Below are 13,792 nucleotides of genomic sequence, written 5' to 3'. Positions count from 1 at the left end.
CAGTGTGTCCTCCGCCGCGAGGCCGCTGGCGAAGGAGAAGGCCCGAGTGCCCCCCTCCACGGAGGCGAGCGCCTCCTGCAGGGCGTCGCGGGTGGGGTTCCCGGAACGGGAGTACTCGTACCCCCCGCGCAGCCCGCCCACCCCGTCCTGGGCGAAGGTGGAGGTGAGGTACAGGGGCGTCACGACGGCGCCGGTGTTGGCATCCGGGTCCTGACCGGCGTGGATGGCGCGGGTCGCGAAGGCATCGCCCGTGGGTGTGGGGTTGCCGGTCCGGGCCAGGTCGTCGGTCCCGCCCTCGTCGGCGCCCGTGGCGGGGGTGCCGGGCACGGGGCTGCCTGTGCCGGTGGCGGGGGCGGAGGTCGGGGCGGACGCAGCGACGGGGCGCCCCTCCCCCACGCCGCGGTAGCGTTCGATGACCTCGCCGGCCCCCGCCGTCAGCCACGTCGGGGACGAGGGCGGCTCCGCGAAGCCGTGCTCGGCCATCCACCCGTCGTTGAACACCTTGTCCATGTAGCCGCGTCCGGAGTCGGGCATCAGGACCACGACCACGGCGTCATCGGGCAGGTCGCGCACGACGCGCAGGGCGGCGACCGTCGCCATCCCGGAGGAGCCGCCCACGAGGATGCCCTCCTCGCGCGCCAGACGGCGCGTCATCGCGAAGGACTCCGCGTCGCTGACGCGTTCGAGGTCGTCGGGGACGGAGGGGTCGAAGGCGCCCGGCCAGAAGTCCTCCCCCACCCCCTCCACGAGGTACCCGTGGACGGGCCCGCCGGAGTAGATGGATCCCACGGGGTCCGCGCCGATCACGCGCACCTGCCCCCCGGAGGCCTCCTTGAGGAAGCGGCCCGTGCCCGAGATCGGTCCCACCCGTCCCGACGCCCGCGACGAAGTGGGTGACGCGCCCGGCGGTGTCACGCCAGATCTCGGGGCCGGTCGTGGCGTGGTGGGAGGCCGGGCCGTTGGGGTTGGAGTACTGGTCGGGGCGGAAGGCACCGGGGATGGCCTCCACCAGACGGTCGGCCACGGAGTAGTACGAATCGGGGTCCTCCGGGGCGACGTCGGTGGGGGTGACGACCACCTCGGCACCGAGGGCGCGCAGGACGTCGCGCTTCTCGCGGCTGACCTTGTCGGGCACGACGAAGACCATGTGGTAGCCGCGCTGGATGGCGAACAGGGCCAGCCCGACGCCGGTGTTGCCCGAGGTCGGTTCCACGATGGTCCCACCCGGGTGCAGCTGGCCCGCGGCCTCGGCGGCCTCGATGATGCGTTGGGCGATGCGGTCCTTGGAGGAGCCGCCCGGGTTGAGGTACTCGAGCTTGGCCAAGACGGTCGCCCCGATGCCCTCGGTGACGTGGGTGAGGCGCACGAGCGGGGTGTCCCCGACGAGGTCGGTGACCGAGTCCGCGTAGGTCATCGCGACGGGCGTGGTCCCCGCACCGCCCGAGGGTGCGGTGGGGGTGGTCGGGGCGGAGGGGACGTGGACGGCGGGGAGGGTGTCGACGGACGGGGTACGGGTGCTCATGGCATGGCTCCGGTGGGGGTGGAGGCGGAGGTCCCGTGTCGCGGTGCGACAGGTGGGTGCACGGGTGGTGCGGTGGGGACCGAGGAGATGTGCGTCGACCAGCTCATCAGGGGTGGTCGCACTGTGTGGCGCCGGGAGGACCGCGTCGACACGCCGGGGCGTGGAGCAGTCAGCAGATCAGCGACAGCAACACAGGTTCAGATGCACGTGGTCACCGTAGCAGATCAACGCCCGCACCTGCCCTGCCCCGTCCGCGGTGCGGGCGCCCGGTCGACGCCGCGGGCATCCGCTCGACGCCGCGGGCACCCGGTCACCGCGACGCGGACAGTTCCGCCTCGATCCAGGCCATGACCACGTCGACCAGGTGGTCCAGCTCCTCCGCGGTGAGCTCACGCCCCTGGGGGATGTGGTGCCACTTCGCCACGCATCCCCGGCAGCACGTGGCAGTGGCGTGCTGGGCGACGAAGACCGGGTGCCCCCGCATGGGGGTCTGGCGTCCGTCGTTGCGTGGGTGGGCTGCTGCGATGCGGCCCCCGAGGAGCTCGTGGGCGTGACGGACGATGGTGTCGCGTCCCTTGGACCTGGCGTAGGCACAGTCACGCTCGGTGAGGTGGGGGCGGGAGCGGAACGTCGAGCGGGAGAGCCTCGCGAGCACCCGGCCGGGGGACTCGAAACCCGGTCCCGCCCCGTCGGGCCCGTCCCCCGCTGCCGCGGCGCCACCGGGGACACTCCCGTCTGCCATTGCTCACATCCCCTCCCGCCGCAGCGCGGCAGGGTCAGGCTACGCCGCTCCGCCAGCATCCGGGGCAGGGGACGGTCGACCGACGAGGGCGGGGGCGGCACGCCCCAGAAGGGGACAGTCACGCCTCGGCCGGTCGGGCCAGCTCGGATCGGCGGGGCCATCGACGTGTGAAGTCCGCACCTCTCACCGAGTGGTGGACTTCTCACCGAAAGGTGGTGCTACAGGCCCTCCACTCGCTGGGAAGCCCACCGCTCGACGCGCAGCGACAGGACGGCCACCGTGGCTCCGACGAGCGAACCGGACAGACTCACCGCGCCGTTCCCGATCGCGAGCGGGGGTAGGGCAGATCCACCGCCGCAACGGACCTGACCTCGTATCGCTACGAGGAAGGCCACTCGACCACGTGGTTGCGGGTGATCCCGACCGTCTTCCTGCCCCACTCGCTGGATGTCACGCGCTCCTGATGGGCCCTGAAGGCGGCCTCGCTCCGGAAGCGCTCCTCGACCTGCCAGATCATCGAGTCACCGATCCGGGTCACTTCGAACGACAGGCATCCCGGCTCCGCGGCCGTCAGTGCGATGTGAGCGGGCAGGTGCTCCTCCACCAGTGCCGCCTCTCGCTCGTTGCCGCAGACGAGCTCGCCCGTCAAGTGCACGTCCCCCATTGGTCCCCCACATCCTCACAGACCTCCAACGAGTCATTCGGGGGGGAAATGCCCCCAGACTCCAGGACCCTGCCGCACGAGCGGAGAAGGTTCCCGGCCAGCGCCCGTTCCTCGGCTGCTCCCGGAGTCAGCGCCAACCGAGCGCGGGTGCCAGTTCCCGCACGACGGTCCCGAGCAGGTGGGCGTTGTACTCCACCCCCAACTGGTTGGGAACGGTGAGCATGAGGGTGTCCGCCTCGGCAATCGCCTCGTCCTCGGCGAGCTCGCTCACCAGCTGCTCGGGCTCCCCGATGTAGCTGCGCCCGAAGCGGGCGTTCCCCCCGTCGAGGTACCCGACCTGGTCCTCGTCGGTGCGCTGCCCGCCGAAGTAGGCACGGTCCAGGTCCGACACCACGGGGAAGATGCTGCGCGAGACGGACACGCGCGGCTCCCAGTCCCACCCGGCTTCCTCCCACGCCTCCCGGAACAGGCGGATCTGCTCGGCCTGGAGGACGTGCAGGGGCACGCCGGTGTCCTCGGTCAGCAGCGTCGAACTCATGAGGTTCATGCCCTGGCGCGCCGTCCACTCCGCGGTGGAACGTGACCCGGCCCCCCACCAGATCCGCTTGCGCAGTCCCTCGGAGTGGGGCTCGATGCGCAGGAGACCCGGTGGGTTGGGGAACATGGGACGCGGGTTCGGCTGGGCGAAGCCGCGTCCCTGGATGACCTCCAGGAAGGTCGCCGTGTTCTGGCGTGCCATGTCGGCATCCGTGGCGCCCTCGGGTGGGACGTGGCCGAAGTACCGGTACCCGTCCACGACCTGCTCGGGTGAGCCGCGGCTGATGCCCAGCTGCAGACGGCCCCCGCTGATGAGGTCCGTCGCCCCCGCCTCCTCGGCGGCGTAGAGGGGGTTCTCGTAGCGCATATCGTGGTTGCAACACCCGTTCACGTAAGCTTGGTTGCATGGTTGAACTGGTATCGCTCAGGAAGACGAACGACGTCGCCGCATACGTCCGCGCCTCGATGGACCGTAAGGGCGACCGGTGGACCGTCGAGACCCAGCTGCGGAAGATCAGGGCGCTGGCCGAGGCCAAGGACTGGAACGTGGTCGAGGTCTACGACGACAACGCGGTGTCGGCGACGAAGAAGCGCCGCGCTGGCACCCGGTGGGCCGAGATGCTGGACGACGCCCGCGCGGGCCGTTTCTCGATGGTCGTCGCCGTGGACATGGACCGCCTCCTGCGCAGCACGAAAGACCTGAACACACTGATCGACCTCGGCCTGCGCGTCGTCACAGTGGACGGCGAGATCGACCTCTCTACGGCTGACGGCGAGTTCCGGGCGACGATGCTCGCCGCGCTCGCCCGGTTCGAGGCCCGGCGCAAGGCTGAGCGCCAGATCAGGTCGAACGAGCGCCGCCGCGCCGAGGGCATCCCGGCGTCCACCTGGAAGGCGTTCGGCTGGACGAGGGAGGGCGAGGTGATCGAGGAGGAGGCCGACGCCGTACGGCGGGCCTTCGACGCGTTCCTCGGCGAGCCGTCGCTGTCGATCCGGCGCATCCGCGAGGACCTGAACAAGGCCGGACACCTCACCGCGCGCGGGTCGGAGTTCTCCGTCGATGCCGTGCGGTACCTGCTGGCGAACCCGCTCTACGCTGGCTACATCAAGCACTACGCCTCCGGCGAGCTGTACCCGGTGCATGGCGGGGCGTTCCCGCCCATCGTCGGCGAGCAGACGTGGCGGGCTGCGGTGGCGAAGCTGGAGGACAACGTGCGGAGGTCGGCGAGACAGGGCAACCAGCCGAAGTACCTCCTGTCCACGATCGGGCTGTGCGGGAAGTGCGGCGCGACGCTCGTCTCGGGGACGAACAGCCGCAAGCAGCCGACGTACCGCTGCGGCGAGCAGTTCCACCTCACCCGCCAGCGCGAGCCCGTCGATGCGATGGTCACCGAGGCGGTGCTCACCCGACTGTCCTCGGTGGACGTACACGACCTCGTGATGGCGCAGGAGGACGACGGGCCGGACCGCGAGGAGCTGCTGACCGAGCGGAACGCCCTGGTCGTGCGCGTGAAGGAACTGAGCCCGCTGCTGCGAGACATCCACCAGCCGGTCTTGGAGATCACCGCGGCGATCAACGACGTGAAGGCCCGCATCGACGAGATCGACGCGGAGCTGCTCGACCGCTCGGTGTCGGTGGCGGCGAAGCTGCTCGCGGACGTGGACGAGCCGGTCGGTACCGCGGAGCGCCGAGAGGTCGTCGAGTCGAAGTGGAGGGCGTTGGACGTGGACCGTCGCCGGATGCTCGTGGACGAGCTGGTGACGGTGACCATCGAGCCCATCGCTCCCGGCCACGTGAAGTTCGACCCCGACCTCATTCGAATAGAGCCGCGTCGCGACTGACACGCGAGTCGACTCGTCAGTGGACTGGTGAGTCGAGTCATGGGAGAATGGTTGCAGACAAGAAGATCCCACCGGGGGCCAGACTTTGAAGCTGGCGGTACTACTCCCGGATGAGTCGCCGGTCAAACAGCCCAACTACCGTGGCGGGGAACCGGAAGCACACTCATGTTTGAGGACTTCCGATGTCTGTCGTTATCGACGCTCCCCGCGCATTTGCGCTGGACCATCCTGGGCTCGACCAGGACCCGACCCCCGTTTCGCAGGCTGATGGGTTCGATCCCGTCATCGCCGCCGCCCGTGCCGCCGGTCGCCGGGCCGGTGAGCGCCTGGCACTCACGCCACTGACCCCGCGCCAGCGCGCCGCCGTCGCCGCCGTGATGGGCGGTGATCGCTGATGAGCGCCAACTCCGCTGCTTTCGATCACGTCAACGCGTTCCGCTGGCGTCTGGGCGACCCCTCCCTCACCGACTCCGAGGCCCGTGTCTACGACCTTGGAGTGCTCCGCTCCGTGCTGGAGGAGGCCGTCGAGATCGCCGTCACCGATGCCCGCGCCGATGGGGTGACCTGGGCCAAGATCGGCGATGCCCTCGGCGTCACGCACCAGGCCGCGATCAAGCGCTACCGCAAGGGCGGTGCCCGATGAGCACCGCCGACCGCACCATCACCATCGTCCCCGCCGACCTGACCCCGCCCGGAGGGCCTGACCTGGCACCCGCCGCAGGCGGGCTGCCCGGTGCCGTTCCGAGCGGTGAGAACCCGGTTCTCACCGTCGAGGACGATTTCGCAGGAAACGGCTATACGGCTGCACAGACCGACCCCGACGACTCCGAGGCGACCGTCGATCCCAGCTCTGACCAGGGAATTAACGCCGATCAGCATGCGCGGCCCTCCTTGGGTGGCCGCGCATCCGTTTCGGAAACGGATGCATCGGCGCCTACCTCGGTTGCAAGCGTGGACTTCGCCGAGCTGGACGTGCCGGGAGCCGATCCCAGCGATGACGTCGCGCCGTTCGTCGTAGAGTCCACGCCCGCTCAGATCGCCGAGGCAAAGGCGTTCTTCGCTTCGGTGAAAGCCTCAGAGAGCGCCGATCAGAAGAAGCGTGCTCGCAAGGTTTCGCGGGTGATCAGTGTGATGCAGTATCACCAGCACCCGGAGACGGGCGAGGTGATCTTCACTCAGGAACAGCTCGACGAAGGTCTCGCGGCACTCGCTGATCGTCTGTACAGGTGGGCCTACATCTGGCACGACAGCGATCGTCTCGTGGAGGTCGACGAGGGCACGACCGAGATGGTCTGCTGCGGGCTCAAGGGCTTGCACGTCCACATCGTTCTGTGGTTCAAGGACATTGATGGGCCGCGTCCCACGGTCCGAACGGTGTCCGACGCGCTCACCGTTCCGTCGCCACGGGTGCGGGTGCCTAATGAGGTCGACGAGATCGAGAAGAACGCTGGCCGTGGCGCGGCGGAGAAGGCGTTCTACGACCTCTGCGAGTACCTCTGCCACGAGACGCGGGGCGCATCGGGCATCGTCGGCATTCATCATCCAGATCGCCACTATCTGGTCGACAAGTCGCAGCAGGGGCAGCCTGGAAAGTACCAGTACGGGCGCGGCCGGGTAGTCGCGAACTTCGACTTCAGCGCTTCACTGGACGCCCACATGGCTACCCGACACGACGCCGCCGAAGGCGGTACTGGGGCGAAGCTCAGCAAGCTCTTCCAGGCCGTGGGCCAGGGGACGCTGACGCTCAAGCAGGTCCGCGACCAGGAGCCCGCGATCTACTTCGCGAAGGGCAACCTCGCGCACTTCCAGAAGCTGCGCGGCGACTACCTCGCGTACCAGGACGCGCCGGAGTCGGTCATGAACTTCTACGTGTTCGGCGAGGGCGGCACGGGTAAGGATCTGCTCGCGAAGGCGCTCGCTCGGGCGCTCGCTCCGGACGCCGAACGGCCCTACTTCAAGGTCGGCGGCGACAACGTCTCATGGGAGGGGTACGACGCTGAGCCGGTCGTGATCTGGGAAGACATGCGAGTGGGCGACATGATCCGCACGGCGAAGAGTCGTGGCATGCTCTTCCGCATCTTGGGCCCGTGGCGCGAAGCGGACGAGAAGCCGATCGTCAACATCAAGAACTCGAAGACGCAGTTGCTGAACCGGGTGAATATCGTCACCGGCCCTCAGGACTACGAGGAGTTCCTGCGGGGGTTGGCGGGCGAGTACGAGTCGATGCAAGGCGGCGTGCGGGTCAAGCACGAGGCGGAGAACCTCGGGCAGGGGTTCCGCCGCTTCCCGGTGATCATCCCGGTCGCCGAGCGCGAGTTCTCGATCTTCGTGAACTCCGGCGTGCTCAACGGCACCCGCGAGTACCAGAGCTACGAGCGGTACGAGCACATGCGCCAGGACCTCGAACTGCTGGCCCGCAGGTGCAAGGCGATCAAGGACACCGCGGAGCGGGAGCGCGTGCGCGGTGAGATCGAGGCGCGCACGGTCGCTCCGATCGTCGAGCAGCACGACCGGATCACCCGTCCCGAGCTGGACCCGATCGAGGGGGCCGATCTGTTCGCAGAGTTCGCTGGAGTCGGCCAGCCGATCCAGCCGAGCGCTGAGGAGATCGCCGCCGCAGAGGAGGCGGCGAAGCGTGACCGTGAGGTCGTCGAGGAGCAGCAGCGCAGGCGGCTCGCCGAGCTGGAGGAGCACAACCGTGAGCTGAAGCTCTGCACCTGCGCGACGCCGCAGGCGGGCGTCTACGCGAGGCACGGAGATGAGTGCCCGGCGCTCTCAGAGGACGAGCGCCAGCGCCGCGCCGAGGCGAAGCAGAAGGCGCTGGACGCGAAGATCGCGCGGCTCCGCGCGAACGGCGGTCTGCTGGTCGCGGGAGGTGCGGCATGAGCACCGAACTCGATGGGCAGTTCCAGGGGGTCGAGGGGGCCGGAGGCCCCTCGCAAGCAGCCGGGGAGGACATGAGCGTCAGCGAAATGTCCGACACGGCTACTGCTTGCCACTCTGGCGTACAGGTGGAGCAGCAGACCGACTCCCAGGTGAACACCGGTCGGGCTGATGCGGAGGCTGTGCGTCAGAGTCACGGCGGCGCGAAGCGTCGTCGTGGGGGCCGCGCGAAGCTCGATACCGACTTCGGAGAGGCCACGCTCGCGGCGCTTCGCACTCGTGCGAAGCGGCTCGGGCTGGCTCCGAGCACGTGGGTGCGGACCGTCGTCCGGGATGCCCTCCACGCCTCTCGGAGCGAGGAGCTGGACGCCGCCGTGGCCGCGCACCTGCTCGGCGTCGAGTCGAGCGTGCAGGCGTCGGCGGACGCTCGGGAACTGGCCGCGCAGATCCGCCCGCTGGCGATCAACGTTAATGACCTCGACCGCCGCGCGCGGGCCGGTGAAGCGGTGGCGCTGTCGGCGGACGTGCCCGAGCTGATCGAGCTGCTGCGCGAGGTCCGCGCGCTGCTCGGGGATCGGACGGCCTCGTGAGCACGACGCACTACAGCCCGAGCGCCAGCGCCGCCGACACCGAGCGCTATATCCGTGGCAAGGAGGACGAGCGGGGCGTCGCGATCACGTGCGATGTGCCGGGAGGCCCCGGCGCGTTCTCGGCGCGCGCTCGGGCGCTTACGCAGAACACAACGCGCGAGGTCGAGGCGCTTCATTACCGCCAGTCGTTCAGCGATGAGGAGTTTGACCCGAAGAATCCGGAGGACGTGCAGCGGGTGAACGATCTGGGCTATCAGCTCGCGAAGAAGATGCACCCGGATTCCGACTGCCTCGTCGTCAGTCATGTGGATGGGCGGGGAAAGAAGCCGCACAACCATATTTTGGTTCTCAATCACAACAACCGCACGGGAAAGGCGCTCTCGGACTATCGCACGTTCCACGACCGCAAGGCCGGGAATCAGAAGGGCGTGCAGTCGGCGAACGATGAGCTGATGCGCGAGCACGGGCTCTCGGTCGTGAAGCGGCTGGAGCACGCGCCGAAGGACTGGGAGCTGCGCCGCGAGGACTTCACCGAGGGTGGGCTCGACCGCGAGATGGGCGACCGGATGAGCGCCGCCCTGGCCGATCCCCGCGCGACGGACAAGGCCGGTCTCGAAGCGGTGATCGCGGAGCAGAACCAGCAGCTCGGCGACGACGGGGAGCCGGTGCCGCGGATGCGCCTCCACACCGCCATCAGCAAGCGAGGGAAGAACGTCGGCAAGGAGACGTGGACGCTCTACATCGAGGACCGCCGCGGCGAGTCCGGGCGTGCCGAGCGACGCAAGCGCACGAGTGCGCTCTCGACAGATTTCACCCCGGAGGGCGCGCGGGCGTTCTTCGACTACCACCAGCAGCAGGAGGAGCAGGAACATGAGCGCAGCGCTCGACAGGCTGAAGCAGCAGAACGCGCAGAGCGGATCGCAGCAGCAGCTCGACAGTCCGGAGACGATGGAGGCGTTGACCTCGATCCTCGCCGCCGTCGAGGCGCAGAACGCGAGGCTCGACCGGCTGGCCGAGCAGCAGAAGAAGCTCGCGGGGTTCGTGAAGGTCATGGACGAGGAGACGACGACGCGGCTGGAGCGGATCACGGCCCCGGCGTCGACCTCCTCGCTCTCCAACGACGTGTCCGCGAGGATCGCGAGTATCGAGAGCAGGCAGAACGAGATCGCGAGCACGCTCGGCGAGTTCGCGCAGAGTCTCAACGGCGAGGGCTTGAACGCCGCGTCGCAGAGCTTGGTCGCGGAGGCGCAGAGGAATCACGCGGCTACGGCATCGGCGATTGAGGGGCTCAAGGCGCAGGCCGCGGCGAACCAGAACCTCGTCAGCCAGGTCGGCGGGGCGGTCCAACGGATCGAGAAGCACATCGAGGAGCGGGTCCAGAAGGCCGTCGAGCAGGTCACCGGAGAGGCGTCGACCACGATGCCCGCGAACCTCGACGCGTCGAACGAACGGGCCGAGCGGATCATCGCCGCCACCTCGAAGCTGGAGGCCCGTCAGCTGTGGTCGGCCGCCGCCGCGATGTGCCTCGCCCTCCTGCCGGTGGTGGTCGTCGTCGCCGGGCTCTGGATGGGCATCGCCGGGCTCATCACGGGTGCTCAGTGGGCACTGGACGTGGACGGGAGCGTGTGGCTCGGCATCGGGCGGTGGCTCGTGGTAGGCGCTGGCCTCGCCGGGGCCGGCTACGGGCTCTTCGCGTCCGTCCGGTGGGCCGCCGGTCTTGTGGAGACGTGGAAGGGTCGCGGGATGTCGACGTGGCCGAGCTGGCGCAAGAGGTGACCGTGATTCCCGAGGGCAAGCGCGCGGAGCGCGTGCGGCAGCCCTGCTACTGGACGATAGGTCAGTCCGCGCTGTATAGTTCAGTGTATGCTGACCATTGCTTCGCGCCTCGACGTCATGAACCGGCTGGGTCGGGCCATGGCGGACCCGACGCGCTCCCGGATCCTGATGTCCCTGCTCGACGGCCCGAGCCACCCCGCCGTGCTCTCGCGCGAGCTGGGGCTGACGCGCTCGAACGTGTCGAACCACCTGACCTGCCTGCGCGACTGCGGGATCGTGGTCGCCGAGCCCGAGGGCCGCCAGACCCGCTACGAGATCGCCGACCCGCACCTCGCGGCGGCGCTGACGGCGCTGGTGGACGTCACGCTCGCGGTGGACGAGAGCGCGCCGTGCATCGACCCGCACTGCTCGGTGCCCGGTTGCTGCGCCGCGACCGGCTCGGGGGACGCCTCGTGAGCGCCGCCTGCGGCTGCGACGAGCCGACCACCAGCGCCGCCGAAGAGGCCGAGGAGGCCGAGAGCCCGTGGTGGCGCGACCCGGGACTGGTGGTGCCGATCCTCTCTGGCGTCGCGTTCGGCACCGGCCTGGTGCTGGAGTGGTCGGGGCTGCACCTCGCGGCGCTGGTCGCGTTCTGGGCGGGCCTGCTGCTGGGCGCGTACACGTTCGTGCCCGGCGCGCTGCGGAACCTGATCGTCAGGCGGAAGCTGGGGATCGCGCTGCTGATGACGATCAGCGCCGTCGGCGCGGTGATCCTCGGCTACGTGGAGGAGGCAGCCGCGCTGGCGTTCCTCTACTCGATCGCCGAGGCACTGGAGGACAAGGCGATGGACCGCGCCCGTGGCGGCCTGCGCGCGCTGCTGAAGCTCGTGCCGGAGACTGCGACCGTGCTGCGCGACGGTGCCTCGGTCGAGGTCCCGGCCAAGGAGATCGCCGTCGGCGACGTGCTGCTGGTCCGCCCCGGCGAGCGGGTCGCTACCGACGGGATTGTCCGGTCCGGTCGCTCCAGTCTGGACACCGCGGCGATCACCGGCGAGTCGATCCCGGTCGAGGTCGCCCTCGATGACGCGGTCTCGGCGGGCGCGATCAACACCGCCGGTGTGCTGGAGGTCGAGGCGACCGCGGCGGGCACCGACAACTCGCTGACCACCATCGTGGAGCTGGTCGAGCAGGCCCAGGCCGAGAAGGGCGAACGGGCCCGGATCGCCGACCGGATCGCCCGCCCGCTGGTACCCGGCGTGATGGTCCTCGCCGTCCTGGTCGGCGTGCTCGGCTCGCTGCTCGGGGACCCGGAGACCTGGATCACCCGCGCCCTGGTCGTCCTCGTCGCGGCCAGCCCGTGCGCGCTGGCGATCGCGGTGCCCGTCACCGTGGTCTCCGCGATCGGGGCCGCGACGAAGTTCGGCGTCGTCATCAAGAGCGGGGCCGCCTTCGAACGCCTCGGCGGCATCCGCCACCTCGCCGTGGACAAGACCGGCACCCTGACCCGCAACCGGCCCGAGGTCACCGCCGTCGTCGCCGCCGACGGGTTCGACGACGCCCAGGTGCTCGCCTGGGCGGCCGCCGTCGAGCAGCACTCCACGCACCCGCTGGCCGCCGCCATCGCCGCCGCGGGCAAGGGAGCCCCCGCCGCGCAGGACGTGACGGAGGAGGCCGGGCACGGCATCGGCGGCCTGGTCGACGGCCGCCGGGTGACGGTGGGCAGCCCCCGCTGGATCGATGCGGGGCCGCTCAAGGCCCGGGTCGAGGACCTGGAGGCCGAGGGCCAGACCTGCGTGCTCGTGGTTGTCGACGGCCAGCTGGCCGGGGCGATCGGCGTCCGCGATGAGCTGCGCCCCGAGGTCCCCGAGGTCGTGCGCACGCTGCGGGCCCAGGGCGTCGAGGTGAGCATGCTCACCGGCGATAACGCCCGCACCGCGCACGCGCTCGCGCAGATCGCCGGGATCGGCGACGTGCACGCCGAGCTGCGGCCCGAGGACAAGGCCCGCATCGTCGCCCAGCTCTCCGGGGCCTCGCCCACCGCGATGATCGGCGACGGCATCAACGACGCCCCCGCCCTGGCCGGTGCGACCGTCGGCATCGCGATGGGCGCGACCGGCTCCGACGCCGCGATCGAGTCCGCCGACGTCGCTTTCACCGGCCACGACCTCGGCCTGATCCCGCAGGCGCTGCGGCACGCCCGCCGTGGCCGGGCGATCATGAACCAGAACATCGTGCTGTCCCTGGCGATCATCACCGTGCTGCTGCCGCTGGCCATCACCGGCGTGCTCGGCCTGGCCGCGGTCGTCCTCGTCCACGAGGTCGCCGAGCTCGTCGTCATCGCCAACGGGCTGCGCGCCGCGCGTGCCAAGCGCCCGGCGGCGGCTGTGTCGCCTGAGACGGCGTCACCGGCCACGGTCCGCGCGGACAGAGATTGAGAGGAGTGGATCATGGAGATCACGTTGCAGTACTTCGACGGGTGCCCGAACTGGGAGGTGCTCGACCGGCGGCTCGCCGAGGCCCTCGACGGCCGATCGGACGTCCGCGTCGCGCATCAGCGAGTCGAGACCGCCGAGGACGCCGCCCGCCTCGGGTTCCACGGGTCCCCGACCGTCCTCATTGACGGCTCCGACCCCTTCGCCGACGAGCACACGCCGGTGGGGCTTGCCTGTCGAGTGTTCCGCACTCCTGCCGGGCTGGCTGGTTCGCCCACCGTCGATCAGCTGCGCGAAGTACTCGATGCGCCTCTATGAGGGTGGAGCACGCGATCATCGCACCGACGCTCAGCGCAGGAAGAGCCGCTTTCATCGAAAACCAGCCAGGATTGTCGTCAACGTTGTGCTGTAGAGCGCGCCGACACTGACAACGGGTGCTACAACCCAGGCATGCGCTAGCGCATGTCAATGACGCCGGTGCCCATCTCGATGCGCGAGGTGCGTGCGGCGACGGCGGCCAGCAGGGGGTACGGGGAGGCCAGTTGGCGGGCGAAGTGGTGGACGCGGTAGAACGCGCCGTCCGCCCCCACCTCCTCCGCGGCCTCGGCCAGCTCGACGGACCGCGTCAGGGCATCGGCCGCGGTGCGCACCCGGGATCCGGGGCTGTTGCTCCAGTGCCCGAAGGACAGGAAGGCGATCTTCTTCATGTCCCTCCCAACGCCGCGCACTCCCTCGGCATTCCCTGACCGCCCCGTCGACCGGCGACGAGGGCGACCCCGGCACGCTCCACGGGGTCCGCCGACGAGGGCGACCCAGGCACGCTCC

General features: G+C 70.0%; 14 protein-coding genes and 2 pseudogenes. 10 read left to right on the top strand and 6 right to left on the bottom strand.

Annotated features, from left to right (window positions below; translation table 11 throughout):
* The 5 genes and pseudogenes from TA90_RS15725 to TA90_RS01135 form a co-directional block, all read right to left on the bottom strand.
* Positions 1-867, bottom strand: an 867-nt coding sequence (locus TA90_RS15725; RefSeq protein WP_331394246.1) for a pyridoxal-phosphate dependent enzyme, incomplete at its 3' end; no start/stop codon positions are given.
* 22 nt (positions 868-889) lie between these two features.
* A pseudogene (locus TA90_RS15720) lies at positions 890-1,414 on the bottom strand (PLP-dependent cysteine synthase family protein); the annotation flags it as partial.
* A 418-nt stretch (positions 1,415-1,832) separates the two neighbouring features.
* Positions 1,833-2,264, bottom strand: coding sequence for a DUF4186 domain-containing protein (locus TA90_RS01145; protein WP_082031198.1), 432 nt, complete (start codon positions 2,262-2,264; stop codon positions 1,833-1,835).
* 379 nt (positions 2,265-2,643) lie between these two features.
* A complete protein-coding gene (locus TA90_RS01140; protein WP_043534181.1) occupies positions 2,644-2,928 on the bottom strand; it encodes a putative quinol monooxygenase in 285 nt (94 codons plus the stop codon).
* A 127-nt stretch (positions 2,929-3,055) separates the two neighbouring features.
* A complete protein-coding gene (locus TA90_RS01135; RefSeq protein ID WP_082031196.1) occupies positions 3,056-3,832 on the bottom strand; it encodes an LLM class flavin-dependent oxidoreductase in 777 nt (258 codons plus the stop codon).
* A gap of 38 nt (positions 3,833-3,870) precedes the next feature.
* On the opposite strand from TA90_RS01135, the gene TA90_RS01130 reads away from it, so the two are divergent.
* The 10 genes and pseudogenes from TA90_RS01130 (at position 3,871) to TA90_RS01090 (ending at position 13,285) form a co-directional block, all read left to right on the top strand.
* The gene (locus tag TA90_RS01130; RefSeq protein WP_043534180.1) at positions 3,871-5,307 is read left to right on the top strand and encodes a recombinase family protein; all 1,437 of its coding nucleotides are present in this window, start codon (positions 3,871-3,873) and stop codon (positions 5,305-5,307) included.
* Between the two features lie 182 nt (positions 5,308-5,489).
* Entirely contained in the window at positions 5,490-5,702 is a 213-nt protein-coding gene (locus TA90_RS01125; protein ID WP_015779966.1) for a hypothetical protein, read from the top strand.
* Positions 5,702-5,950, top strand: coding sequence for a hypothetical protein (locus tag TA90_RS01120; RefSeq protein WP_043534179.1), 249 nt, complete (start codon positions 5,702-5,704; stop codon positions 5,948-5,950). The genes TA90_RS01125 and TA90_RS01120 overlap by 1 nt, the downstream gene beginning before the upstream one ends.
* Complete coding sequence (locus TA90_RS01115) at positions 5,947-8,193, top strand: hypothetical protein (RefSeq protein WP_197067812.1); 2,247 nt, start codon at positions 5,947-5,949, stop codon at positions 8,191-8,193. Before TA90_RS01120 ends, TA90_RS01115 begins: the two co-directional genes overlap by 4 nt.
* Positions 8,190-8,780: a hypothetical protein gene (locus TA90_RS01110; protein ID WP_043534178.1), complete on the top strand. Its 591-nt coding sequence runs from the start codon at positions 8,190-8,192 to the stop codon at positions 8,778-8,780. The genes TA90_RS01115 and TA90_RS01110 overlap by 4 nt, the downstream gene beginning before the upstream one ends.
* On the top strand, positions 8,777-10,063 hold the full coding sequence (locus TA90_RS13570) for a relaxase/mobilization nuclease domain-containing protein (RefSeq protein WP_074015212.1): 1,287 nt from the start codon (positions 8,777-8,779) through the stop codon (positions 10,061-10,063). Before TA90_RS01110 ends, TA90_RS13570 begins: the two co-directional genes overlap by 4 nt.
* Complete coding sequence (locus tag TA90_RS13565; protein ID WP_231550621.1) at positions 9,993-10,556, top strand: hypothetical protein; 564 nt, start codon at positions 9,993-9,995, stop codon at positions 10,554-10,556. The genes TA90_RS13570 and TA90_RS13565 overlap by 71 nt, the downstream gene beginning before the upstream one ends.
* An 87-nt stretch (positions 10,557-10,643) precedes the next feature.
* Complete coding sequence (cmtR, locus tag TA90_RS01100; RefSeq protein ID WP_043534176.1) at positions 10,644-11,012, top strand: Cd(II)/Pb(II)-sensing metalloregulatory transcriptional regulator CmtR; 369 nt, start codon at positions 10,644-10,646, stop codon at positions 11,010-11,012.
* Positions 11,009-12,907 (top strand): annotated as a pseudogene (locus TA90_RS01095) (heavy metal translocating P-type ATPase); the annotation flags it as partial. The gene cmtR and the pseudogene TA90_RS01095, both read left to right, overlap by 4 nt.
* A 75-nt stretch (positions 12,908-12,982) precedes the next feature.
* Complete coding sequence (locus TA90_RS01090; RefSeq protein WP_043534174.1) at positions 12,983-13,285, top strand: alkylmercury lyase; 303 nt, start codon at positions 12,983-12,985, stop codon at positions 13,283-13,285.
* Positions 13,286-13,422: 137 nt separating this feature from the next.
* Here the strand turns inward: TA90_RS01090 and TA90_RS01085 are convergent, their stop codons facing one another.
* Positions 13,423-13,674: an LLM class flavin-dependent oxidoreductase gene (locus TA90_RS01085; RefSeq protein WP_043534173.1), complete on the bottom strand. Its 252-nt coding sequence runs from the start codon at positions 13,672-13,674 to the stop codon at positions 13,423-13,425.
* Positions 13,675-13,792 lie beyond the last annotated feature (118 nt).

Origin of the sequence: Actinomyces polynesiensis (genome assembly GCF_000820725.1) — a bacterium.
Lineage (GTDB): Bacteria > Actinomycetota > Actinomycetes > Actinomycetales > Actinomycetaceae > Pauljensenia > Pauljensenia polynesiensis.
Note: the sequence above shows the minus strand (reverse complement) of the source record. Positions and strands in the feature narration are given on the sequence as shown.